Source organism: Novosphingobium sp. BL-A-28-Hi1-0D (genome assembly GCF_055521755.1).
Genome location: NZ_CM145502.1, coordinates 58,954 through 83,502 on the forward strand (window position 1 = coordinate 58,954; position 24,549 = coordinate 83,502).

Below are 24,549 nucleotides of genomic sequence, written 5' to 3' on the forward strand. Positions count from 1 at the left end.
GTCCATGAAGGTCCGTAAAGCTATTCGAAGTACGCGATACAGCGCACTTCGATGCTCTCCCGGATCTTGGCATGAGGCAGGCTGGTATCGTGGAAAGCGGTGTGCGGGCAGCGCCAGGTGACCGAATGATCGCTGTCCTGGAACTTGAACAGCAGAACGTCGTCGGCCTGCATGTTCGAGAAGTACCACCAGCGATGGCGCGGGCGGTGACGGAAGATCGTGGCGGCGATCATCTGGTCCTCACCCTCGACCGGCGCGGTCAGCGCATCACCAACCGGAAACTCGTCGACCACGAACAAGGTATTCGAGGCAGTCTCCTCGTCGCTCACGGTTCGCCCGTCGCACACAGCCAAAGGCCAGTCCTGCGGGCCCGGCGAGAACGTCCGCCAGAACGAGAAGCAGATATAGCGCTTGTACCCCGGACCATCGGGGAAGCGATCCGCATAGATGCGCGCGGCAGCGCGGCGGCCTGTGATCTCGTTATAGTCGACATGGGCCTCGCCCGCCGGAGGCTGAATGCCGCCTGAGTGCTGATAACCCTCGACCTTTTCTTTAGCGCGCGCGGAAAGGTCAGCAGAGGTCCGGATCATCCACCCTTGGGCAGCCGTGCGGGTCGCACCGCACAGACGAGTGACAATCTCCTCGACTTCACCAAGATAGGCGGCATCGACGGCCGGTTTGTCATGAAAGTCGGCAATGGCGGAGCGGTGCTTTCCCAGCATGAAGCCATGGGTATCCAGCGTGAAATGATCGCGCATCGGCATCCCGTCACGCACGTCGCAGGGGTAGTCGAGGTAATCCCCGGTGTTCATCTCGGCGCCTTGCGAGACGTAGCGCCGGGTCACGTAGTCCCCCTCGCCCAGATAGCGGATCAGTGCAGGGGCGCGGCGGGCGGATTCCTCGAGCGATTCAATCTGCGCGGCTTCGGTCATGTTGCCTCTCCATGCCCTTTTTCGGGCTTGCCGCACCATCCCATATGTTAGGGTACCTAATCAAGTCTCGGCTTGAAAAGAAATAGAAGCCAAATCCGATAAACCCGTGTAGGGGGCGCGGCACAGGTATCGCCGTGCACTGTGTGGGAACGGGCTGAGGCGATTCGTGCCGGGAAATGACCCGGCCACCCAGCCGATATTGGCCCAACACTGATGCGAATGCCGCAGACGCGGCAGGAATGGCGATTTTGACGATGACTTTTGCACACCTCCCCAGCCAGCTTGCGCAGGCTCTCGAAGCGCATGGCTATACCGCGCTGACTCCGGTCCAGAGCGCTGTCAGCGAACCCGAAGCCCATGGCCGCGACCTTGTCGTCTCGGCGCAGACCGGCTCGGGCAAGACCGTGGCGTTCGGCCTCGCCATGGCAAACGAACTGATCCGCGACGAAAGCGCCCTGCCTTTCGCCACCGCGCCCCTCGCACTGGTCATCGCTCCCACGCGCGAACTGGCCCTGCAGGTCAGCCGTGAACTGCAGTGGCTCTATGCCCCCACCCACGCCCGCATCGCCACCTGCGTCGGCGGGATGGACCCCTCGCGCGAGCGTCGGATGCTGCAGGGCGGCGCGCACATCGTTGTCGGCACGCCGGGCCGGCTGCGCGATCACCATGAGCGCGGCGCGCTCGACCTTTCGGCACTGGCCTGCGTCGTGCTCGACGAAGCCGACGAAATGCTCGACATGGGCTTCCGCGAAGACCTCGAGGAACTGCTCGACGCAACGCCGGAAAACCGCCGCACGCTGCTGTTCTCGGCAACGATGCCCAAGCCGATCGAAGCGCTCGCCAAGCGCTACCAGCGCAATGCCCTGCGCATCTCGACCGTGGGCGAGAACCGCGGCCATGGCGACATCGCCTACCGCGCCGTCGCCGTAGCGCCCGCCGAGATCGAGGCCGCCGTCGTCAACCTGCTACGCTTCCACGAAGCCGAGACCGCGATGCTGTTCTGCGCCACGCGCGACAACGTCCGCCGCCTCCACGCCACACTGCTGGAACGCGGGTTCACAGCCGTCGCGCTGTCCGGCGAGCACAGCCAGTCCGAACGCAACAACGCGCTCCAGGCCCTGCGTGACCGCCGCGCCCGCGTCTGCGTTGCCACCGACGTTGCCGCGCGCGGCATCGACCTGCCCTCGCTCAGCCTCGTCGTCCATGTCGAGATCCCGCGCGATGCCGAGACCCTGCAGCACCGCTCGGGCCGCACCGGTCGCGCCGGCAAGAAGGGCACAGCCGTGCTCATCGTGCCGTTCCCGCGCCGCCGCCGCGTCGAGATGATGCTGCGCGGTGCGCGCATCAACGCCGAGTGGGCCGAAGTACCGACGCCTGAAGCGATCCGCGCGCAGGACCGCGAGCGCCTTCTCGAAACGATCCTCGCGCCTGTCGAGACGGACGAAGCCGATCTCGAGATCGCGCGCACCCTGCTCGAACAGCGCAGCCCTGAAGAGCTTGCGGCAGCGCTCGTGCGCGCCCACCGCGCCGCGCTGCCCCAGCCGGAAGAGCTGCTGTCGGGAAGCGATGCAGGCCGCGCCCAGCCCGCACACCGCCCCGGCTTCGATGATGTCGTGTGGTTCCGCATGGACGTCGGCCGCCGCCAGAACGCCGACCCGCGCTGGATCCTTCCGACGCTCTGCCGCCGCGGCCACGTCTCGCGTCAGGAGATCGGCGCGATCCGCATCGCGCCCAACGAAACCTGGTTTCAGGTCCCGCGCGCCATTGCCGAGCGCTTTGCCGAAGCCGTGCGCCGAACCGCCGATCCCAAGGGCGAGGACGAGAACGGCATCCACATCGAAGCCGCTCCCGATGGCCCGCGCGAGGTTGCCCGCGACAATCGCCGTTCGGCCAACGACGGCCCGCGCGGCGATGGCCCCCGTCACAACAACGGTCCCCGCAATCTCGCCCCGGGTGGTGATGAACGCCGCGGCCCTCGCCGCCCGCATCCCGCCGGTGCCCGCCCGCAAGGCAAGCCGCACCGCAAGGGTCCGCAAGGCGCTCGCTGATACGAAAAGGCCCGCCGGAAGCGATCCGGCGGGCCTTTTGATTCCAGACTTGAGACCGAGGCCTATTCCTCGCCCATCCGCAATGCCGCAATGAAGGCTTCCTGCGGGATCGAGACATTGCCGTACTCGCGCATGCGGGCCTTGCCCTTCTTCTGCTTTTCCAGAAGCTTCTTCTTGCGGGTGATGTCGCCGCCATAGCACTTGGCAGTCACGTCCTTGCGCATCGCCGCAATCGTCTCGCGCGCCACGACCTTGCCGCCGATGGCCGCCTGAATCGGAATCTTGAACAGATGGCGCGGGATCAGGTCTTTGAGCCGCTCGCACATATGCCGCCCGCGCGCTTCGGCAGCGCTGCGGTGCACGATCATCGAAAGCGCATCGACCGGCTCGTTGTTGACGAGAATGCTCATCTTGACGAGATCGCCCTCGCGCAGACCGATCTGCTCGTAATCGAACGAGGCATAGCCACGGCTGATCGACTTCAGGCGGTCATAAAAATCGAACACCACTTCGTTGAGCGGCAGCTCGTAGGTCACCTGCGCGCGCCCGCCAACATAGGTCAGCCCGGTCTGGATGCCGCGCCGGTCCTGGCACAGTTTCAGCACCGAACCGAGGTATTCATCGGGCGTGTAGATCGTGCCCTTGATCCACGGCTCGTCGATCTGCTCGATGCGGCTGGGATCGGGATAGTCGGCCGGATTGTGCAGCAGAATCTCGCGCGCACTGTCAGTGCGGCTGGCGCGCAACTGGATGCGGTAAACCACTGAAGGTGCAGTGGTAATCAGGTCGAGATCATACTCGCGGCTGAGGCGCTCCTGAATGATTTCCAGGTGCAGCAATCCAAGGAAGCCGCAACGGAAACCGAAGCCCAGCGCCGCGCTCGATTCCATCTCGAAGCTGAACGAAGCGTCGTTGAGGCGCAGCTTTGCGATGCTCTCGCGCAGCTTCTCGAACTCTGCAGCATCGACCGGGAAGATGCCGCAGAACACCACCGGCTGGACTTCCTTGAAGCCCGGCAGCGCCTCGCTGGCGCCCTGCTTCACCGTGGTGATCGTGTCACCCACGCGCGCCTGCGCCACTTCCTTGATCTGCGCGGTGATGAAGCCGATTTCGCCAGGCCCCAGCTCGTCCAAGGTCTCGATCTTCGGGCGCATGCAGCCCACGCGGTCGATCAGGTGCTCGGTTCCGCCAGCCATGAACTTGACCTGCAGCCCCTTCTTGATGACGCCATCGATCACGCGCACCAGAATGACCACGCCGAGGTACGGATCGTACCACGAGTCCACCAGCATGGCCTTGAGCGGCTTGGTGCGATCACCCTTCGGCGGCGGAATGCGCTCTACCACCGCGTCGAGCACTTCCTCGATGCCGATGCCCGACTTGGCGCTGGTCAGCACCGCATTGCTTGCATCGAGCCCGATCACGTCCTCGATCTCGGCCTTGACCTTTTCCGGTTCGGCAGCGGGCAGATCGATCTTGTTGATCACTGGAACGATCTCGTGATCATGCTCGATCGACTGGTACACGTTGGCCAGCGTCTGCGCTTCAACGCCCTGCGCCGCGTCCACCACCAGCAGCGCACCTTCGCAGGCGGCGAGGCTGCGGCTGACTTCATAGGCGAAGTCGACGTGGCCCGGCGTGTCCATCAGGTTCAGCTGATAAGTCTTGCCGTCCTTGCCGGTGTAATCGAGACGCACGGTCTGCGCCTTGATGGTGATCCCGCGCTCCTTCTCGATGTCCATGTTGTCGAGCACCTGCTCGGACATTTCACGTTCGGTCAGGCCGCCGGTGTACTGGATCAGGCGATCCGCCAGCGTGGACTTGCCATGGTCGATATGGGCGATGATGGAGAAATTGCGGATAAGCGCGAGGTCGGTCATGTCGGTCTTTGAAATGAAAGCGGTGCGGTGCGCACTGCAGGGCCGTTAGCAGGCCTCGCTCTGCGAGTCACGATGGCCCGAGGCTCCACCGCCGAATCTGCGCCAGCAACAATTCATTACAATAAAAAGACGGTTGTTTGACAATGGGCCGAAGCTGCCGAAATCAGGAATTTATGACGGGGATACAGAGATTTACGCGAAATAACGCGCCCCTATCCCTCTGAATTACGTCATTTCACTGTCACAAACCCGTCATTTTCCCGACCTAGCCCCCCAGCAACATTTGCGACGGAGGCATAAGGTGGCAGGCAACAGGGCGTTCAGGGCAGCACTCGCGGCGAGTGTCTTCTTGTCGGTCCCGCAGATCGCGTCAGCAGCGGAAGATCAGGATGCCAAAATCGCCGACCTGCAGCGCCAGGTTGACGAGCTGAAGGCCATCGTGAAGGCCATGCAGGCCGCGCAAGGCACGCCGCAGATGGCAGCGGCGGCCCCTTCTTCTGCTGCAGCGCCTTCCTCGCCCGCGTCACCTACCCCGGCAACGGCAACCCCTGCCGCAAAGCCCATCGTTCTCGCCGCGGCCACACCCGAATCCAAGCCTGCCGAAAAGAAGAAGGCGTGGTACGAAAAGCTCATGATCCGCGGCTACACCCAGCTGCGCGTGAACGAGGTCGTCTCCGGACCCAAGTCTGCCCCTGCGGGCATCTCGCGCCTGCGTTCGGTGCAGGACAGCGGCATCAACGATACCGGCAACTTCTCGATCCGCCGTGCCCGCCTTGTCGTTCAGGGCGACATTTCGAACCGCGTCTCGCTTTACATGCAGGGAGATCTTTCCGCAGCGGTCAACAACCAGTCGGGCACCGAACCGCGCCAGAACTTCTTCCAGATGCGCGACGCCTATGCCGATGTGTTCCTCGACAAGAAAAAGACGCTCAAGCTCCGCCTTGGCCAGTCGAAGGTGCCGTTCGGCTGGGAGAACCTGCAAAGCTCGTCCAACCGCATTCCGCTCGACCGTACCGACGCGATCAACGCTCCGGTCCCGGGTGAGCGCGACATCGGCGTGGTGCTCTATTACACCCCGCCGAAGGTGCAGAAAATCTGGGACGAGCTGAACCACGAAGGCCAGAAGCTGTTCGGCAACTACGGCGCATTCGCCGCCGGTGTTTTCAACGGCCAGGGCACCAACCGCATTGAACGCACCGGCGGCGTTATGACAGTTGCGATGGCGACAATGCCGTTCCGGCTCGACGGGCTTGGCCTTGATGGGCAAGTGGCGGAATTCGGCTTCACCGCCATGCGCAACCAGTTCCGTCCGGAGATCCGTTCCGGCGGTGTCTCGACGCTGTCTTACGACGATAACCACGTCAGCATCCACGGCATGATCTATCCGCGCCCGTTCGGCATCCAGTCCGAATGGACCTTCGGCACCGGGCCGCAGTGGGATGCTGCAAGCGCCTCGATCAAGTCGAAGCGCGCCACCGGCGGCTATGTCATGGCGATGTACCGCATTCCGGAATCACCGGTCGGCCAGATCATCCCCTTCGCGCGCTGGCAGAAGTATCGCGGTGGCTGGAAGGCTTCGACCAACGCGCCGCGGCTTGAGACCGACGAGTATGAAGTCGGCGTCGAATGGCTCCCGCTGAAAGAGCTGGAGGTGACGCTGAACTATGCCAACGTCACCCGCAACGAAGCCGACGAGCGGCGGACCGGCCGAGCCAAGGGCGACCTGATCCGCGCGCAGGTGCAGTGGAACTATTGATCCCGCATCAACGGGCGGCGAAGGCACTCGAGAGACGGAAAACGCCCTGCGCCGCCGCCCCGTTGACGTAGCGCACGCGGTAGAGCGTGGCGCTGCCGAACGCACCGGTCAGCCGCACCGACAATTGCTGCGCGCCGTTCGCTGCCACGGCGGCCGAAGCGACCGGCTGATAGGTCGCCCCGGTATCGAGCGACTGGTCAACGAACAGCGTGCCCGCCACGTCGGCAAAGGCCGTTGCGTTGAAAAAGCAGTACTGCGTTGCCGCACTGGCGCGACCGGCGCCTGTGAAAGTGCCTGACGCTGCCAGCGAAGTGGTACTGTCGGTGTAGCCGACGGTCGTGTTCACCGTTCCCGTAACGCTCACGTTGCCAATGGTGGCACTTCCGCCAGCAAGCGAGGTGCCGATCACGTTGAGCGGACGGCGCTTGAGAACCAGCACGATCGTTACAGAGCCACTGCCAAACGTGGAGACCCGCGCGCGGACCTGGCCTGCGCTGCTGGCGAAAGCGAAGATGCCGCCACCCGTCGAAGTCGTGGAGGGCGAATTGGTTGATCCGTTGGCTGCGATCACCGGCAGGACCGCCCAGTTCACGCCATCGTTCGACTGCTCGTAGCTGACGGTGCAACCGTTGCCCCCCGCGATCACATGGAATGTCCCGCCGCCAAACCCGGCGAGCGAGCTGGCTACGACAGTGGTGGCGGATGCAGCCGAGCCCTGGACGGCAAGACCGTCAGGCACGTCGTCGACGAACACGTTGCCGATGTGCGCAGTGCTGGCAGGCAATGCGCTCGGCGTCACAGGAAGCGGAGCTGTCGCGCTGACCGACTGCTGCGAGCCATCTGCCAGCGAAAATGCCAGGGCGCCACTCGTCACCGGCAAGGGCTTGTCGAGCGCGACGAGTTCGGCCGAACCATCGGGCTTGGCATAAGCAACAGCGTTGACCGTGGTATAGCGTGACGGGAAGGTTATCTCGGGATTGGGCATCGATGACTCCATTGCTTTGCGGAACAATCGACCGAGGTACATAACCATATTGGTTCGTGTAGGAAAATGGATTGTTGGCGCCGGTTCCCGGCATTTCGCCGCGAACACTCTTCCACTCATCGCGAATCTTGCATGTTGTCGGCTTGTTCATCTGACGTTGGGGATCGCCGCGCAAAACTGTCCGTTGTCACGCCAAGTCCCGTTCGGACCTGCGCAATCGCATGCAAATTCAGGGAGTATCCCATGAAGAAAGCCATTCTCGCCGCCACGCTGGCTGCTGTTGCCCTTCCCGCAGCCCCGGTGCTGGCTGATCCGCCGCATTGGGCGCCCGCACATGGGTACCGCGCCAAGCACGATCGTGTTTACGACAGCCGCGGTCGCTATATCGAACCGCGCCGCATCACCAGCCGCGATCAGGTCTGGCGCGGTCGCGACGGGCGCTACTACTGCAAGCGCAGCAACGGCACGACCGGCCTGATCATCGGCGCGGCCGGTGGCGCGCTGCTTGGCCGCGCGATCGACACGCGGGGAGACCGTGCGCTCGGAACCATTCTCGGCGCTGCGGGCGGTGCCCTGCTTGGCCGCGAGATCGAGCGCAGCGGCGGCCGCTGTCGCTGATCGGGTCCAGCCAAATGAAATTGGGGGGCGGAGCCGCGTTGGCTCCGCCCTTTTTCATTTGCGGGTCAGTTCCCTGACGAGCGCCGGAGCGGGATAGATCACTTCCAGCGCGTGTTGCACGGCAGCCGTGCTGACTACGACGGTGCGGTTCACACCGCCTTGGTAGCCATAGTTTCCGCCAATCGAATGGATGTTGCCGTCAAATGCAGCGCCGATCACGCTGCCATCGCGGTCGATGACGGGTGATCCGGAATTGCCGCCAATGATGTCGTTGGTGGTCACGAAGTCGAACGGGATCGTCTTGTCGATCTTCGCTTCGTTGGCGGAAAATGCGCTTGCCAGATTGAACGGCTCTGATCCGGTCGCGCGCTCGAACGCGCCACCGATGGTCGTCACTGGCGCCACGTCCTGCCCGCGTTCCTTCCAACCATGCACCTTGCCGTAGCTGATGCGCAGGGTGAACGTCGCATCGGGATAGACGTTCTCGCCATAGGCCATGAACCGCGCATCGGCGAGCCGCGCCCCGGCCTGCGCCAGCGGCCCGGCGTAACGCTCGTCCACCAGCTTCTTCAGCTCCCGTTCGCGCCCGTCGATCTTGCGGGCATAGACGATCATCGGATCGGTCGAAGCCTCGATGGCCTTCGCCCCGCCCTCCCACAATGCCTTACGCACAGCGGGATCGGCCAAAGTGGTTCCGCCAACCAGCCGCTCGGCCAGCGCTTCGGGCGATTCCTTGCCAAGCAGCAGCCTCGTATCCGCATCATCGGCCCCCAGATACTCCCGCGCCTTCGACAGGCTCCACGCCAATTCGAGCTGCTCCATCCACGGATAGACCGGCGCTTCATCGAGCAAGGTCTTTGCGGTCAGCTCAAGGTTGCTGTCGCGAAAATCGGGCAAGCGGTCGGCGTTCGGCTTCTCGCGCTCCGCTGCGCCCTGCACTAGCATCAGCGCCTGTTCCATAAGTGTCGAGCGTGGAACGATAAATCGCCAGGGGAAGTAGATGTCGCGATAGGCCTGCACCGCCTTGGCCGTATCCGCCCACGGATCGCCAAGCCCCGGCTTGCCGAGAGTCTTCGCCTTGAGATCCGCCTCGGTATCCTCAAGCATCTTGAGAAAAGCAGGATCATTCAAGGCCTTCTGCCGGCCGATATAGACCTTTAGGCTGTTCTCGATCCCGAACAGCTCATCAGCGCCCTCCCGCTTCTGCTGCGGGCTCTCTTCCATCGCCGAGATCAGGCGGCCGCGCAGCTCGGATAGAATTGTGGTGGTCAGGGGAAGTCCGACCTCGCGCTGAAAGGCGATCTGATCGGTGGTGAAAAGCCGCTGCGTTGCTCCCGGGTTGCCCACCACGAAAGTCGCTTCGCCTACCTTCGGCCCCCGAGAGTTCCATGAGAGATGGGTGGGAGTTGGAATTGGCTTTCCGTTCTCATACGCGCGCAGGAATGAGGCATCGAGCGCGTAGCGCGGGTAGTTGAAGTTATCCGGGTCGCCGCCGAAGAATGCGGCCTGAAATTGCGGTGCCCAGGCCAGGCGGACGTCCGAGTACTTGCGGTAGGTATAGAGCTTGTACTGCCCTCCCCCGAACAGCGTAACCACCTCGCAACGCTGCGTTTTCGCATCCTTGCAGCCGTCCTTCTCGATGCGGGCGACCTCCGCATCGCGCGCCTTGACCAGCGCCTCGCCGGTCGCCGAACCGAGCGCGGCCTTTACTCGCGCGGTCACATCGCTGATCGCCGTCACGACTTCAGCCTGCTGTCCCGGGCACTTCAGCTCCTCTTCCCGTCTTGCGGGCACGAACCCGTCCGTGAGGAGATCGCGCTTTTCGGTCGAATTGTCCTGCGCGCATTCGACCACGCAGTGGTGGTTGGTGAAGATCAGCCCCTCTGGCGAGACGAAGCTGGCCGAGCAGCCGCCGGTCAAACGCACCGCCGCCGCCTGAACCCGCGCCAGCCACTTCGCATCCGGGGCCCAGCCATAGTCCTTTTGCATCCGTGCCGTCGGGAAAGCGTCAAAGGTCCACATGCCTTCATCGGCAAGGGCCTGCGTAGAATGGAAGCCAAGCGCCACCAGCGCAACGGAGGCGGCGAGACGGAATCGGACCATGGCACCCTGTCCTGAATAGTTACAATTGCAATTGCATTAGGGTCCAAATTCACTCAGGGCGCGTTCGAGGTTCGAGGCAGAATGGCTCAGCGCAAGGAGGCAGGGCGCAGGAATATGTCGATATTGCAAGTCCTGCCGACGCGGCGATGGGCCATTCTGGTCGAACCCCTTCGGGGCGTCCAGATGGCTTCGATCTTGGGCAAACCCGGCCCTTGCAAAGGCAACCAGCCTTCGCAGCGGGCCGCTTCACCCGATACCTTCGCCATCTGGACGCCTCGAACGTGCCCTCATTGAGTTTGGACCCTAACCATCGCACGTGGAAAACCGGTTTGAAAGTGACAATGTCACATGGACTTGCCCCAATTAATCCTTGCGACAGGTTCCGCTTTGCATACCTTGTGCCCATGTGGCTGCTAGACCAGATGCTCAAGAGGCTGATCCGCAAGGGGAAGCTCATCGTTATCGATTACGACGGCAAGGAGTACGCCTATGGCGAGCCGTCTGCCCCGCCGCTGAAAATCCGCTTCACCGACAAGGGCGCGGCGATGCATGTGGCCAAGGACCCGCGCGTTGGCGCGGGCGAGGCCTACATGGACGGTCGCATGGTGATCGAGCCGCCCCACGACGTACGCGATTTCGTGCTGTTCGTGATGGGCAATGCCAGCAGTGCCGGCGGGATCGACCGCAAGGGACCGATCCGCAAGGCGCTAGGCAAGGTCGTCTCGCGCATCGACCAGATCAACCAGCGCGCGCAGGCCTCCAAGAACGTCGTCCACCACTACGACCTGACGCGTCAGTTCTACGAACTGTTCCTTGACGAGGACCGGCAATACACCATGGCCTACTTCCGCGATCCGGCAAACACGCTGGAGCGCGCGCAGGTCGACAAGAAAGCGCTGATCGCCTCGAAGCTGCGTCTTGAACCGGGCCGCGCCGAAGGCATGCGCGTGCTGGATATCGGCTGCGGCTGGGGCGGCCTTGCGCTCTATCTCAACCGGCATTTCGGCTGCGAAGTGCTGGGCGTGAGCCTTGCGCCAGACCAGATCAAGTTCGCGCAGGAGCGGGCGCAGGCCGCTGGCGTGGCCGACAAGGTCAAGTTCCAGCTCATCGACTATCGCGACGTCCAGGGCCAGTTCGACCGCATCACCAGCGTCGGCATGATCGAGCACGTCGGCGCGCCCAACTTCGGCGAGTATTTTGCCAAGACCAACGAACTGCTCGATCCCGACGGGATCATGCTGACGCACACCATCGGTCGCAAGGGTGCTCCCGGCACAACCGACAAGTGGACGCGGAAGTATATCTTCCCCGGGGGCTATATCCCGGCAATGAGCGAACTGGTCTCGGCACTGGAAAAAACCGGCTGGGAAGTCGGTGATATCGAGGTGCTGCGCTACCATTACGCCTATACGCTGGCCGAATGGTACCGCCGCGCCACGATTCACCGTGACGAGATCGTCGCGCTTTACGACGAGCGGTTGTTCCGCATGTGGCAGTTCTACCTTGCCGGAGCCGAACAGAGCTTCCGCCACGGCGGCATGGTCAACTTCCACATCCAAAGCGTGAAGCGCCGCAGCGCCCTGCCGATGACGCGCGACTACATGCAGCAGGAATGGGCGCGGCTTGCGGCGCTTGATGATGCGCCGGAGTGGCATCTGGAGCGCAAGGCCGCGGAATGAGCCGAGCTTGAGCAGACTTGACCGGAAGACCGTCTGTGGCGAATAGACGGAAGGTCTTGAGCAACGGACCTTCGCGCTTTTGGGGGTCGTCTTGCGCCAAGTTCTGTCGCCCGTCGCCTTGCTCGCACTCGCCTCACCTGCTTTGGCGCAATCAATCGAACTGAAGCCGCTGGCCAACGCCCGGCTGCGCTATGAACGGGCCGAGGATGCGGCGTCTCCGAGGACATCCGACGCCGTCACACTCCGGCTTCGCAGCGGTATCGAAGCGCGCAGCGGCCCGGTTTCGGTCATTGCCGAAGCCGAAGGCACGCTCGCTCCAGTCAACCGCTACTTTGACGGTCTGCATGCCCGCCCCGGCTATCCGATCGTGGCTGATCCCGAGAACATCGAACTGAACCGCGCTCAGGTCCGCTACGACTGGCGCGGCGGATCGCTTACCGCCGGGCGCCAGAAGATCGAACTCCTTGACCAGCGCTTCGTCGGATCGGGCGCTTTCCGTCAGAACGAGCAAACATTCGACGCAGTGCGCATGCAGGCAACGCTTGCAGCAGGGCTCAGCGCGGACATGACGTTCGCGTGGAGCCAGCGGACGGTTTTCGGCTTCAACGGCCGGGGCGCGCGCCAGACCGCAGTGAGCGGAGACAATGTGTTCGCGATCGTCAGTTATGCGAGCCCGCTCGGGCTGGTGAGCGCGTTCCACTTCTCCGTCGATCAGGACGAAGCAGCGGTACAGGGCTACCGCCTGTCCAGCCGCAGCAGCGGATTGCGTCTTTCGGGCAGCCATGCATTCTCGAACGACACCGCACTCTCCTTCGCGGCAAGCTGGGCGACCCAAAACAACCATCATCGCAATCCCAACCGCTATACCGCGCATTACCTGCTGGGCGAGGCGACGTTGCGGCACAGCGCACTCTCAGTCACTGGCGGATTCGAGAAGCTGGGGGCCGACGACGGACGCCCCTTCACCAGCTTTCAGACGCCCGCGGGTGCGCTGATCAAATTTCAGGGCCTTGCCAACAAGTTCGCGATCACACCGTCTGATGGCCTGCACGATCTCTATGCGACGGACATGAGTTGGATCTCATCGGCATAGTCGGTCTGGGCAAATGGTCGGTTTCGGCACGCTATGCACGCTATGATGCGAGCACCTTTGGAAGTAACGCCGACCGTATCTGGCTCGCCGCCGACTGGCAGCTTTGACCGCCACAAACGCATGATCATCTGGTGAAACGGCACAAGCTCACCGAGCCCGCGTCACTACAGGCACATTGCCACGGCTCGGGCCATTTGTTAGTGAAGCTAACGAAACAGCTTACGCAGGATACCCGTGCCATGACCGCTCCTACCGCAGCCGATCTTTCCGCCGACATCGCCCGCATCTTCGCACTCCAGCAGGCGCACATGTGGGAAGCCAAGGCCTCAAGCGCCGAGGTGCGCAAGGAGAAGCTCACCCGCCTGAAGACCGCTGTCGAGGCCCATGCTGACGACATCGTCGCCGCCGTGCTGGAAGACACGCGCAAGCCGGTGGGTGAAATTCGCGTGACCGAGGTCATGAACGTCACTGCCAACATCCAGCGCAACATCGACAATCTCGATGAGTGGATGAAGCCGGTGGAAGTTCAGACTTCGATGAACCCGGCTGACCGCGCCGAGATCCGCTATGAAGCGCGGGGCGTGTGCCTGATCCTCGGGCCATGGAACTTCCCGCTCGGCCTCGCGCTCGGCCCGGTTGCGGCGGCGGTTGCGGCTGGCAACACCTGCATCGTCAAGCTGACCGACCTGTGCCCGGCGACCGCGAAGATCGCCTCGGTGATCATCAACGAAGCTTTTGACGAAAAGGACGTTGCCCTGTTCGAAGGTGACGTTTCGGTGGCGACCGCGCTGCTCGACCTGCCCTTCCACCACATCTTCTTCACCGGCTCTCCACGCGTCGGCAAGATCGTGATGGCGGCGGCCGCCAAACACCTCACCACGGTGACGCTGGAACTGGGCGGCAAGTCACCCGTGATCGTCGACGACAGCGCCGATATCGACCAGATCGCCGCGCAGCTTGCCGCAGCCAAGCAGTTCAACGGTGGACAGGCCTGCATCAGCCCCGACTATGTCTTCGTGAAGGAGGACAAGAAGGCAGCGCTGGTCGATGGTTTCAAGGCCAACGTCGAAAAGAACCTCTATGACGATAACGGCGCGCTCAAGAAGGACAGCATCGCGCAGGTCGTCAACAAGGCGAACTTCGACCGCGTGAAGGCCATGTTCGACGATGCCGTAGCCAAGGGCGCAAACGTGGCCGTGGGCGGCACGTTCGAGGCGGACGACCTCACCATCCACCCGACCATGCTGACCGACGTGACGCCGCAGATGACCATCCTGCAGGACGAAATCTTCGCGCCGGTGATCCCGGTGATGACCTACGACAGCCTCGATCAGGCGATCGGCTACATCGAAGCGCGCGACAAGCCACTGGCACTCTACGTCTACAGCAAGGACGAAGCGAATGTGGAAAAGGTGCTGGCGCGCACCTCTTCAGGCGGCGTGACGGTAAACGGCGTGTTCTCGCACTATCTGGAAAACAACCTGCCGTTCGGCGGCGTGAACACCAGCGGCATGGGCAGCTACCACGGAGTCTTCGGCTTCAAGTGCTTCAGCCATGAGCGGGCGATCTACCGGCATATGTAAGGCTACGGATGCTTGCGGGCGCGAGCGTGACGCGTTATAACGCGTGTATGAACGCGACCGTAAAGATCACCAAGATCGGCAACTCGGCAGGCATTGTTCTGCCCAAGGAGCTTCTCGCCCACCTCAACGCATCGGTGGGCGAGATGCTGTCAGTCGTGACCACGCCAGGCGGAATCGAACTGCGCACCGAGGAGCCCGACTTCGAGGCACAGATGGCTGCGGCGCGTGAAGTGATGGCCCGCCGCAAACGAGCCTTGCGCGAACTGGCGAAGTAATCATGTCGGGCAGATGGGTCTGGCTGATGCCTGACGTCGCGCGTGCCGCACACGCCGAGCAGTTGGCTGAACACGGTGGGCCGGATGGCGTCAGGGACGCCGGCTTGCTTGAAAGTGCAATGGCCCGCCCGCAGAACCTCGCGGAGTATGGCGAGCCGGACATTGCCGCACTCGCCGCATCCTATGCCTGGGGCATCGCGCGCAATCACCCCTTCGTTGATGGCAACAAGCGGACGGCAGCTGTCGTTTCGGAAACCTTTCTCATGCTCAACGGACATGTCCTCGAGGCAACCGACGCGGAACTGGTGGTCGCATTTCTCGCCCTCGCCGCTGGCGAATTGACCGAGGAAGAACTCGCCGACTGGTTCCGCCAGCATGTCCGAGCGGCTGGCTGACCTGCGTCGTTCGGCTTATTCCTGACAGCGCTCCCGCTCCCTAGCCTCAAGGCTGGATCAGAAGGTGCGCGGTTGGAATGGTGGCGAACGGATTGAAGACGCTGGCCTGCGCGCTCGCGCTGGGTGCGATCACGGCACCGGCCCAGGCTGCGCCGGACATCCGCGTCATGCCGATCAACGACCACGTCATCGCCTTCTACGATGGTCGCCCCGCAGAAAGCAGCGTCGACATGGCAAAAGCCACGTGGGCAGATCACGGGGCAAACTTCGTCGGCGTGGCCACTTACGCCATTGTCGATGGCAGTGAAGCGCTGGTCTATGACACCTACCCCAGCGTCGCGCAGGCACAGGTCGTGCGCGATTACCTGGCGAAGCGCGGGGTCAAGCACTTCATCGTTGCCAACAGCCACTGGCACCTCGATCATGTCGGCGGCAACGCGGTCTATGCCGACAGCACAGTTATCGCGACGGAGAAGACGCGCGCGCAGTTGATCACGCATAAGCCGAAGATCGAGGACGGCACCCTACAAGGCCCACCTGCGATCACGCCGTTCAAGGTGCCCGAAGTCGGCATCAGCGAACCGACCAGCGTCAGCGTGGGCCGCTACACGGTGGAGCTGCGGCCGGTGAACATCCACTCCGCCGATGGCCTCGTGGCGTGGCTGCCACAGGACAAGCTGCTGCTGGCAGGCGATACGCTGGAGGACACCCTCACCTTCATTGCCGAACCGGAGAGTCTGGCAGACCAGTACCGCAATCTCGGCGCGATGAAGGCTTGGGGCCCGACCGGCATCCTGCCCAACCACGGCGACCCGGCGATCATTGCCAGGGGTGGCTACACCACCGCGCTGATCGACATGACCCGGCACTACATCCGTGCGATGACGGAAGACGCCCACGACAAGGATTTCACGACGCAGCCTATCGAAAGCTTCCTCTCGGGCGAACTGAAGCAGGGCACCGTAAGCCTGTGGTGGGCGTATCGCGAGGCGCACCACGAGAACCTCCAGAAGGTCTCCACGTATTACAAAGACAAGCCGCTGCCCGACTTCGGCCCCTGACTGCGGGTCGGACACATCCCGGCAAACCTTGCACCCCTGCCCCCCGCCTGTTAGGCGCGCGGCGCGTGTTTCTAAGGGGAGTCGCTCCGCCCATGTCCGATATCAAGAAGGTCGTCCTCGCTTATTCCGGCGGCCTCGACACCTCCGTCATCCTCAAGTGGCTGCAAGTCACCTACGGCTGCGAGGTCGTGACTTTCACCGCCGACCTCGGCCAGGGCGAGGAACTGGAGCCTGCGCGCGCCAAGGCCAAGCTGATGGGCGTGCCCGATCACCACATCTATATCGACGATCTGCGCGAGGAATTCGTGCGCGATTTCGTCTTCCCAATGATGCGCGCCAATGCCCGTTACGAAGGCGATTACCTGCTCGGCACGTCGATTGCCCGCCCGCTGATCTCCAAGCGTCTGATCGAGATCGCCCGCGAGACCGGAGCAGACGCTGTCGCCCACGGCGCGACCGGCAAGGGCAACGATCAGGTCCGCTTCGAACTCTCGGCCTATGCGCTCGAACCCGGCATCAAGGTCATCGCACCGTGGCGCGAATGGGACCTGACCAGCCGCACCGCGCTGATCGCGTGGGCCGAGGCGCACCAGATCCCGGTGCCCAAGGACAAGCGCGGCGAGAGCCCGTTCTCGACCGACGCCAACCTCCTCCACACCTCGTCTGAGGGCAAGGTGCTGGAAGATCCTTGGGAAGAGACCCCGGACTACGTCTATTCGCGCACGGTCAATCCCGAGGACGCGCCTGACCAGCCGGAATACATCACGATCGACTTCGAAAAGGGCGATGGCGTTGCCCTCAACGGTCAGGCGATGTCGCCCGCCACGCTGCTGGCTGCGCTCAACGATCTGGGCCGCAAGCATGGCATCGGCCGGCTGGACCTGGTCGAAAACCGCTTCGTCGGCATGAAGAGCCGCGGCATGTACGAGACGCCGGGCGGCGAGATCTATGCCCGCGCGCATCGCGGCATCGAGAGCATCACGCTCGATCGCGGCGCGGCGCATCTCAAGGACGAGCTGATGCCGAAGTATGCGGAGCTCATCTACAACGGCTTCTGGTTCGCCCCTGAGCGCGAGATGCTGCAGGCGGCGATCGACCATTCGCAGGCCCGCGTGAACGGCACCGTGCGGCTCAAGCTCTACAAGGGCAGCGCCTCTGTCGTCGGCCGCAAGTCGCCTGACAGCCTCTATTCCGAACGCCACGTGACGTTCGAGGACGATGCGGGCGCCTATGACCAGAAGGATGCGGCGGGCTTCATCAAGCTCAATGCGCTCCGGTTGCGCCTGCTTGCTCAACAAGGCCGCTGATTTCAACGGTTAGCGCAGTGCGCTTCGGCGCTGCAAAAAACTATCCACCAGAAGGTGCGGGGGCTGTGGATAACTCCCGCACTTTTTGCTTGCGCGACTCGGGCAAGAGGCGCAGCTTTTGTGTGTCGAGAGCGCGCGAAGCCTCGGAGTTCAGAGCCCAAACCTCTGAATTTTCAGGAATAAGTGCGACACGATACGAACACGGATAGTTTGCAGCGTAACCAACCGGCAGGTGCCCTCGGGCCGCTTGCGGATGTGCAAAACTGCGGCCTTCGTGATCGTGAAAGGAATGCGAAACGGCATCGTTTTCCACGGTGCAGCGCGCGGGCAGGCTTCGGTCTCCATCCAGCGCGATGCGGCGAAGACAAGGATGACGGACAGCATTTCACCCCGGCGAACGGCGGCGTTCGTCCGGCCAGGTGAAAGCCCGGTCGGGAGCGAGCCACCAGACAAAGGGGAAACGCCCACGGACGGCTTTTTCCGGCCCGCTCGCAAGAGCAGCCGGGACAGTCGCGGAAAACCGGAGCGACGGAGGAGTGCCTGGCACTCGACCGGCGCGGGAAGGCGAAAGGACGGATAGCGGCGCGACCTTGTGCGAAAGCACGGATCGGCAGCAGCCCAGGGGCTACGCGCCCCGGACGGCATCCAACCAGACGCACGCCATGCGCAAAGCGCGCTCCGCCGAGCAAAGCCACAAGGCGCATGGACGTCAGCAATGACGGACCAGCGCGGAAAGGCCGAAGCAAGACGCGACGAGACAAGCCAGAGCGGACGTAGAGTGGGGGCCGGCAGCAATGCTGGCCCCCATTTGCTGTTTGGGGTTCGAAGAAGCGCGACTGATGTGCGCGGATGATAGGAGACTGTCTCCATACTTTTCTGCCACCAAAGATGTTGGCATTCGTATCCCACTACCGCAGAGCAGTAACAATAACGACGATGGATCTGCATTGCGTAGTGAGGACTTGATGCGATGAGAAAAAGCGACCTCATGGCCGGTCTTGCGGCAGGAGGGTTCAAACGCATTGAGGGGAGCAGAAATCTTTACGTTCACGGACGTCTGGAGGAGTTTTCCGGCTGCTATATGCCCCAGTTCCCCAGATGGAGCGGCACTTCAAGATATGGTGGCGCATTCGGAATCTATTGCGCGGCGTTTGAAGCAAAATGGCGCGGCGGCCTTTCCAGGTCAGAGCGGCTAATTGACAACAGTCTACCACTTGCCCTGCACTACATGAATTTGCCGGACACATCGGATAATCCTGCATTCGAACCTGTTGCATCTCCCGATGACATAGAAATATCCGTTCGCGCCATAGCAGATTACGTGAAAAAGCTTCCCAAAAATGCATCAGATCTAACCAGATGCATTAAAAATGATGAAATACTAGGAAATAAGTTTTACAGATGGATGAATATAGCTGCCTACTTTTCCGACACAGATATCCTCTTACAGAAGTCCATATCCTTCATGAATTGGATGATTAAACAAGATCCTTCCAGTCAAGAAATTCTGTTAACGAGATTGAGCACAGAACAAGTGGAGATATTCAAGAGAATCGGCACCCAATCCTACGAGAGCGAGCTTTGAAAGCAAAGATCCTCCCTGATTTGGCAGAGCACAAACGGGGAGGTGGCATTCGCGTAAGCGAATGACGGAGGGGTACGAAGCCTCTCCAACATCCCGGATCAAATCCGGGACGCCCCCTTCCCGATCGTCCTTCGGAAAATCAGGGAGGATCATAGTCGCAGACTCCAGACCCTCACTTCACCTCAAGTTGCCCCCGCACCGCGCCCTTGGGGAAATCGGCGGTGTGGATGTTGACGTAGTAGGCTCCCGGTGCAGCGATGATCTTCTTGAGGAGTTCGGGTTCCATCGCGATGCAATCGTCGCTGTCCTTGCCGGTAACCTCGATCGTGGCGACGGGTTTGCCGTCGTTGCCGGCGGTGCCTTCGTGGACGTGGGCCATGGTCGGCTTGGCGGTCTTGTCGGCCCAGAGGGTGAAGCAGAAGTCGCCGGTCTCGTCGTCGACATCGGCCTTGAAGCCGCCAACGCCATCCGGATCGCCGCCTGCTGTTTCAGTCGCACCGCTTAGCGTGGCGACGAGCGTTGCGGGCTTGGCCACGACAGGGCCAGCCGTACCTGCGACAAGGGCAACCGCTGCTGTGATCGCTGCAATATCTGCATGCTTCATCGACATCTCTCCCTGCTCCGGCCCGGTCGCATGCGACTCTGCCTGCCTCCGGGATGCACTGGACAGACTACACCTTCGCAGCCCCCGCGTGAATTGATCGCGCGCAAGACCGCATGCTCAGGTGCAGGGATAGGTTCCGCCCGTTCCCGTCACGCCCGGGGTAAGATTGCGGTTGTCGCGGATCAGGAACGCGCCCTCCTTGCGCATCACCGGATTGCTCACAAACGTCGTCCCGAGAAGTCCTTCGTACTGGTAGTAGACCTCGACGAACATGACCGCGCTGTTGGCCGCAGCCGTGATCTTGGTCGTGCCGCTGCCCATGCCGGCAAGAGGCGTGCCGGTCAGCCCGTTGCGCGTGGAAGCGTCGCCATAGGCGGACTGCCGCGCGAGGCGTCCGTAGCAGCGCTGCCAGCGGATGTACTGCTTGCCCGTGGCGCTGTCGCGTTCGAGGCTGGTGAGGATAATCTTGCCGCGCGTAGCGAATTCCAGCCCCGCCGCCTGCTCCTGCGCCCCACGCATGACCTCGTTGATGTCTGCCTCGCTGACCGTCGGCGTGACCACGCTGTTGTCGGTCTGGCCAATGCGTGAGGCGTTGTCTGCCAGCGACAGGGCAATCTCGCTGAGCTTCATGTCGACAGCATTCATGTAGGCAACCTCGATGCCGTAGAGCGCGATCGAGAGGATGAAAGGCGTGACGATCGCGAACTCGATCACCGACACGCCCGACGTGTTGTGCAGCAGGCGGCGCGCAAGGTTGCGGACGAAGGGAAGCGCAGCTTTCAGCATACGCGTGCCGTCGATCCGTAGCTGCCTTCCTGCAGGGCATAAGGCTGGTTGCGCTTGACCGCGGTCGAGGAAATCTCCCGTTCGCTCCAGTCCAACGGGAGGAGCGGGATCGCAAAGACCGGATCATACCGCACGGTGACGGTATAGACGATGACGTCGTTCGCTCCGCCATTGCCAGTGCGACCGAGATCGTCGTCCCACGAGCCGTTGCCGTTCTCGTCGGTGTAACCCTCGCCGGTCGAGCACAGGCCATCACCGTTGCGGTCGTTCAGTGGCTCGCCCTTGTTGGCGTGGGCGAAGTCGAAATAGCTCTTGCGCGTGGAACTGATCCGCGCGCCCGGCAGAATCTTCTCTACCGCGCTAATGACTGCTGCATCAGCGTTGGCTGTGTTGCCAGTCTCCAGAGTGGAATCGCGCGCAGCCTTTTCCACCGCCCCGTCAAGCACGCCGATCGCATAGACCATCTGGCCGAGATCGAGGCATCCGACCAGTGCGAGCAGGAATACCGGCATGACCATGGCAAATTCGACTGTGGTCACGCCGTTCCTGTCGAGAACCAGTTGCTGGTGACGTATCATTGGTACACCCGCAGTTCGCCCACGTTCTTGGCGATTTCCTGGAATGCGCTGTTCAGCTGCGTGGCATTCGTCGCGAGGAAGGAGCTATTGCTCGAAGCGCAATAGCTGAGATCCGTGGTAAGGCTGGAAGCGAATGCAATGACCCAGATGCGAAAGCCCTTGTCCTTGGCATTATCGCAAAGGGCGCGGAAGCGCAGGGTGTGTCGGGCAGCCTGATCGGTCTGGCCATCGTCTGTCACGCGCCGGTCGTGCCATTCGATCCCGTAGCTCGACTGGATCGAGATGCTCGGCTCCATCTGGCCGTCGGTCATGAAGATGATGTGGCGCGAGACCTTGCCGCCGTTGGTCGGCAGCACGTTCACCGTGCTCGCCCACGGTCCTTCGGGAGAGCTGAGGCGAAGGCCCCAGAGCATCCCGATATCGTGATAGGTCGATCCCGAGGCCGCCAGGGCATCGGCATAGGAATAGAATGCCGACTGGTTCATCGTCGACAGCAGTTGCGCCTGATAGGGGCAATACGACGAGGCACGCGTGCCCTGCGAGGTCTGCACGGCGTTGGTCAGGAACGTGCCCTGCCAATTCGTTACAGTCCGGTAGTACGCCAGCTCGGGCCACATCGGCCCCCATTTTGTATCCGGGTCATCACTTGGCACCAGATCGACATCGAGATCGAGCGCGGTCGAAGGAGACATGCCCGTAACGCCCGAGTAGCTGATGCTACCAGTCGCGTCGCTCTCGCGCTCCTCGATGCAGCCGCCCCATGTATAGCTGGCTGCGGCACCGCTGGACCCGTTCGGCTTGCTCACGGCCGCGAAGGTCTTGTAGACGCTCGTATCGACATTGACTTCCTTGTACGCCCAGCTCGCGAACTCCTGCCGGGTGCGGGTCTCGTAGATCGGATCAGACGTCGCATAGTTGCGTGTGATGAAGTCGCGCGTCGTGTTGTAGAGAAAGACGCGCCAGCGGTTGTTGTTTTGCCGCTGGCAGATGTACGTCGTCATGCGCTGCGGCTGGGTCGTGGTAGTGGTAACGACCTGCTGTCCGGAACCGTTGGTCGTGGTCGTGGTCCCGGTTGTCGGATTGCCGTTGTTTGCCCAAGGCAAGTCAGCTGGCCGCGCAGCGTTGCAGTTCGCTTGCGAGGAGTAGTTGGTCGAACTGTGCTGCGTGGTGTTGCCGATCGTCTCGGTCGAATAGGTCTGTTCACTGGTATTGACCGGCGCGGACCAGCCCGTGAACACGCGCTCGGTAATCGTGTTGAACACCGGCTCGCGCGACTGGATCGGCCAGGTATCGGCAAGATAGGCCGGATTGAGGTTGTAGATCAGTCGTCCTACGTTGACCGAGGAACTGTAGGGCACGAACGAATACCGGATGCGTGCGTTTGAACCTTGCGTGGCCGTGGCTACGGTATCGTAGAAGTTCTTCATCGCCACGCGCAGGGCCTGAATGCGCGTCTGCGACGTGCCGGACAAGGTGTTGCCCATCGATCCGGTGGTGTCGAGCACCATAGTGATGTCGCTGTTGCCCACCCCCATCGTCGCGCTGCACGAAACGCTCACGGGAATGCTGTCGACCCCGAGCAGGTTCATCACGACCGTCTGCACCGTGGTCTGTGCCGTGCCGGTGATCAGATTGCCATTGTTGGCCGAGGACGTCGTGAAGGTCGTGTTCGTCGCGCCAAGATCGGCCTGGACGAAATTGGTGTTGAAATAGGCCGAGGCCTGACCCCGCGCGGTGGCGTCGTAGCCATTGGTGGTGATCGCCCGTCGACCTGCAAGAGTGCCCGCGTCGCAGGCCGACTGCAGCCGGTTGCGCGCCTTGTACACACGGTTGATGTCTAGCCCGCCGCCGATCAGGGCGATGATGACCGGAACGCTCGCAGCCGCGATCGGCAGGACGCTGCCGCTCGTGCTGCGATGAAGCCTGGTAAGAAACCCCGACATTGCGTCCGAACTGCCTTGTGCTGCGAAGCGAGAAGGCCAGAAGCGGGCCGGAGAGTTTCCAGAGTCTTACCTTGAGTGGGTTTTCATTCGGGATTTATCTCGAATTAATCGGTAATTTCCCTAATAGAAACATTGGCTTGCATTAACCATCTTTCGGAAGATCAAACGCTTGCCAACCGTGGGTGCGCACCGCTTTGCCGTCCTGATCGATCAGCGGAGGCGGCAGGTTCGGTTTACCATCTGCAGAAACCGCAAACTTCACTGGAGCCGCCTGCTCGAAATAAGCGCCTTCGACGGGATGTTCGCGGCGATGGAAGAAGTCGACTGCAGTCAGGTGCGGGTCATCCATGACCTCGCCGAGATCGCGCACGGCCTGCGCCGGGATCTGCACCGCATGGCAGCGGGAAAGGATTTCGGCGGTGGCCAGTGCGGGCGTGAAGCGGGCAATGGCCTGATACAGTTCGGCCTGCGCCTTGATCCGCAACTGCGGGTTGGACAGGTGTTCCTGATCCAGAAAGTCCGGCTGGTCGAGCAGCGTGAAAATCCGCGCCCACGAATCGTCGGTATAGGCAACGATGCTGATCCAGCCATCTGCCGTGGGGAAAGGCTGGCGATGCGGATCGATCTGGCGGGCATAGCCGACGGGGGCGTTCGGCGGATCGAAAGTCAGTCCGCCCAGATGCTCGAGCAGCATGAAGCTTGAAAACACCTCGAACATCGGCACTTCCACCCGCTGCCCCTCGCCCGTTCGCTGCTTGTGGACGATGGCGGCCATGGCGGCATAGGCAGCGTGCAAGCCCGCCACCTTGTCCGCGATCAGCGATGGCAGATAGCGCGGGCGCGGATCGCCATCGACACGCGGAAGCAGCGTCGCCGTCCCGGTGGCCGCCTGGATCACGTCATCGTAGGCCTGCAGGTCGGCATAGGGCCCGTCCTGACCGAAACCGACGCAATGGACATAGATGAGGCCGGGATTGATTGCGCGCAGCGTCTCGTAGTCGAGACCGACCCGCTCCAGCGCCTTGCCGCGCACGTTGACCACGAACACATCCGCCTCGCGCAGCAGGTCGAGCATGACCCTCCGGTCCGCCTCCTGTTTCAGGTCGAGCGCAACCGACTTCTTGCCCCGGTTGAGCGCCATCCAGGCCGGGGCCATGCCCGGCGTCACGGCCGCTCTGGCCGACCAGCGGAAGGCATCGCCAATCCCCGGTGCCTCGACCTTGATCACTTCGGCGCCAAGATCGGCGAGTATCTGCGTGGCATAAGGTCCGAACACCACTGTCGTCAGGTCGACCACACGAATGCCTTCGAGCAGCACGGGATTGCCGGTCATGCTTC

Annotated in this window: 21 protein-coding genes; 11 read left to right on the plus strand and 10 right to left on the minus strand. The window is 62.4% G+C overall.

Annotation, left to right across the window (positions count from 1 at the left end; translation table 11 throughout):
- Nucleotides 1–20: 20 nt before the first annotated feature.
- The gene (locus ACZ1JW_RS00280; RefSeq protein ID WP_465125400.1) at nucleotides 21–932 is read right to left on the minus strand and encodes a CmcJ/NvfI family oxidoreductase; all 912 of its coding nucleotides are present in this window, start codon (nucleotides 930–932) and stop codon (nucleotides 21–23) included.
- Nucleotides 933–1,186: 254 nt separating this feature from the next.
- Between ACZ1JW_RS00280 and ACZ1JW_RS00285 the strand changes: the two genes are divergently transcribed.
- Nucleotides 1,187–2,980: a DEAD/DEAH box helicase gene (locus ACZ1JW_RS00285; RefSeq protein ID WP_465141551.1), complete on the plus strand. Its 1,794-nt coding sequence runs from the start codon at nucleotides 1,187–1,189 to the stop codon at nucleotides 2,978–2,980.
- Nucleotides 2,981–3,042: 62 nt separating this feature from the next.
- Here the strand turns inward: ACZ1JW_RS00285 and lepA are convergent, their stop codons facing one another.
- The gene (gene lepA, locus ACZ1JW_RS00290) at nucleotides 3,043–4,860 is read right to left on the minus strand and encodes a translation elongation factor 4 (protein WP_465141552.1); all 1,818 of its coding nucleotides are present in this window, start codon (nucleotides 4,858–4,860) and stop codon (nucleotides 3,043–3,045) included.
- A 301-nt stretch (nucleotides 4,861–5,161) separates the two neighbouring features.
- On the opposite strand from lepA, the gene ACZ1JW_RS00295 reads away from it, so the two are divergent.
- Entirely contained in the window at nucleotides 5,162–6,616 is a 1,455-nt protein-coding gene (locus ACZ1JW_RS00295; protein WP_465141553.1) for a porin, read from the plus strand.
- 7 nt (nucleotides 6,617–6,623) lie between these two features.
- On the opposite strand, the gene ACZ1JW_RS00300 is transcribed toward ACZ1JW_RS00295, so the two are convergent.
- Entirely contained in the window at nucleotides 6,624–7,601 is a 978-nt protein-coding gene (locus ACZ1JW_RS00300; RefSeq protein WP_465141554.1) for a hypothetical protein, read from the minus strand.
- 243 nt (nucleotides 7,602–7,844) lie between these two features.
- Here ACZ1JW_RS00300 and ACZ1JW_RS00305 point away from each other — a divergent pair, with 243 nt between their 5' ends.
- The gene (locus ACZ1JW_RS00305; RefSeq protein ID WP_465125395.1) at nucleotides 7,845–8,219 is read left to right on the plus strand and encodes a glycine zipper 2TM domain-containing protein; all 375 of its coding nucleotides are present in this window, start codon (nucleotides 7,845–7,847) and stop codon (nucleotides 8,217–8,219) included.
- A 54-nt stretch (nucleotides 8,220–8,273) separates the two neighbouring features.
- Here ACZ1JW_RS00305 and ACZ1JW_RS00310 read toward each other — a convergent pair whose 3' ends face one another.
- Nucleotides 8,274–10,322 carry a S46 family peptidase gene (locus ACZ1JW_RS00310; RefSeq protein ID WP_465141555.1) on the minus strand — a complete coding sequence of 683 codons (2,049 nt, stop codon included), beginning with the start codon at nucleotides 10,320–10,322 and terminating at the stop codon, nucleotides 8,274–8,276.
- A 404-nt stretch (nucleotides 10,323–10,726) separates the two neighbouring features.
- Between ACZ1JW_RS00310 and ACZ1JW_RS00315 the strand changes: the two genes are divergently transcribed.
- The 7 genes from ACZ1JW_RS00315 (at nucleotide 10,727) to ACZ1JW_RS00345 (ending at nucleotide 17,715) form a co-directional block, all read left to right on the plus strand.
- Complete coding sequence (locus ACZ1JW_RS00315) at nucleotides 10,727–12,001, plus strand: class I SAM-dependent methyltransferase (protein WP_465141556.1); 1,275 nt, start codon at nucleotides 10,727–10,729, stop codon at nucleotides 11,999–12,001.
- 91 nt (nucleotides 12,002–12,092) lie between these two features.
- Entirely contained in the window at nucleotides 12,093–13,094 is a 1,002-nt protein-coding gene (locus ACZ1JW_RS00320) for a hypothetical protein (protein WP_465141557.1), read from the plus strand.
- Nucleotides 13,095–13,333: 239 nt separating this feature from the next.
- The gene (locus ACZ1JW_RS00325; RefSeq protein WP_465141558.1) at nucleotides 13,334–14,677 is read left to right on the plus strand and encodes an aldehyde dehydrogenase family protein; all 1,344 of its coding nucleotides are present in this window, start codon (nucleotides 13,334–13,336) and stop codon (nucleotides 14,675–14,677) included.
- A 47-nt stretch (nucleotides 14,678–14,724) separates the two neighbouring features.
- Complete coding sequence (locus ACZ1JW_RS00330; RefSeq protein WP_465141559.1) at nucleotides 14,725–14,952, plus strand: AbrB/MazE/SpoVT family DNA-binding domain-containing protein; 228 nt, start codon at nucleotides 14,725–14,727, stop codon at nucleotides 14,950–14,952.
- 2 nt (nucleotides 14,953–14,954) lie between these two features.
- Nucleotides 14,955–15,347: a type II toxin-antitoxin system death-on-curing family toxin gene (locus ACZ1JW_RS00335; protein ID WP_465141560.1), complete on the plus strand. Its 393-nt coding sequence runs from the start codon at nucleotides 14,955–14,957 to the stop codon at nucleotides 15,345–15,347.
- Between the two features lie 77 nt (nucleotides 15,348–15,424).
- Nucleotides 15,425–16,408: an MBL fold metallo-hydrolase gene (locus ACZ1JW_RS00340; protein ID WP_465141561.1), complete on the plus strand. Its 984-nt coding sequence runs from the start codon at nucleotides 15,425–15,427 to the stop codon at nucleotides 16,406–16,408.
- A 92-nt stretch (nucleotides 16,409–16,500) separates the two neighbouring features.
- Nucleotides 16,501–17,715, plus strand: a complete 1,215-nt coding sequence (locus ACZ1JW_RS00345) for an argininosuccinate synthase (RefSeq protein WP_465125388.1) — start codon at nucleotides 16,501–16,503, stop codon at nucleotides 17,713–17,715.
- 150 nt (nucleotides 17,716–17,865) lie between these two features.
- On the opposite strand, the gene ACZ1JW_RS00350 is transcribed toward ACZ1JW_RS00345, so the two are convergent.
- Nucleotides 17,866–18,099 (minus strand): hypothetical protein, encoded by a 234-nt coding sequence (locus ACZ1JW_RS00350; protein ID WP_465141562.1) that lies wholly within the window; start codon nucleotides 18,097–18,099, stop codon nucleotides 17,866–17,868.
- Between the two features lie 586 nt (nucleotides 18,100–18,685).
- On the opposite strand from ACZ1JW_RS00350, the gene ACZ1JW_RS00355 reads away from it, so the two are divergent.
- Complete coding sequence (locus ACZ1JW_RS00355; protein WP_465141563.1) at nucleotides 18,686–19,300, plus strand: hypothetical protein; 615 nt, start codon at nucleotides 18,686–18,688, stop codon at nucleotides 19,298–19,300.
- Nucleotides 19,301–19,472: 172 nt separating this feature from the next.
- Here ACZ1JW_RS00355 and ACZ1JW_RS00360 read toward each other — a convergent pair whose 3' ends face one another.
- The 5 genes from ACZ1JW_RS00360 to ACZ1JW_RS00380 form a co-directional block, all read right to left on the minus strand.
- Nucleotides 19,473–19,904 (minus strand): CHRD domain-containing protein, encoded by a 432-nt coding sequence (locus ACZ1JW_RS00360; protein WP_465141564.1) that lies wholly within the window; start codon nucleotides 19,902–19,904, stop codon nucleotides 19,473–19,475.
- A 117-nt stretch (nucleotides 19,905–20,021) separates the two neighbouring features.
- Complete coding sequence (locus ACZ1JW_RS00365; protein ID WP_465141565.1) at nucleotides 20,022–20,690, minus strand: TadE/TadG family type IV pilus assembly protein; 669 nt, start codon at nucleotides 20,688–20,690, stop codon at nucleotides 20,022–20,024.
- Complete coding sequence (locus tag ACZ1JW_RS00370) at nucleotides 20,684–21,229, minus strand: TadE family protein (RefSeq protein ID WP_465141566.1); 546 nt, start codon at nucleotides 21,227–21,229, stop codon at nucleotides 20,684–20,686. Before ACZ1JW_RS00370 ends, ACZ1JW_RS00365 begins: the two co-directional genes overlap by 7 nt.
- 35 nt (nucleotides 21,230–21,264) lie before the next feature.
- Nucleotides 21,265–23,211, minus strand: a complete 1,947-nt coding sequence (locus ACZ1JW_RS00375; RefSeq protein ID WP_465141567.1) for a TadE/TadG family type IV pilus assembly protein — start codon at nucleotides 23,209–23,211, stop codon at nucleotides 21,265–21,267.
- 142 nt (nucleotides 23,212–23,353) lie between these two features.
- Entirely contained in the window at nucleotides 23,354–24,544 is a 1,191-nt protein-coding gene (locus tag ACZ1JW_RS00380; RefSeq protein WP_465141568.1) for a CaiB/BaiF CoA transferase family protein, read from the minus strand.
- Nucleotides 24,545–24,549 lie beyond the last annotated feature (5 nt).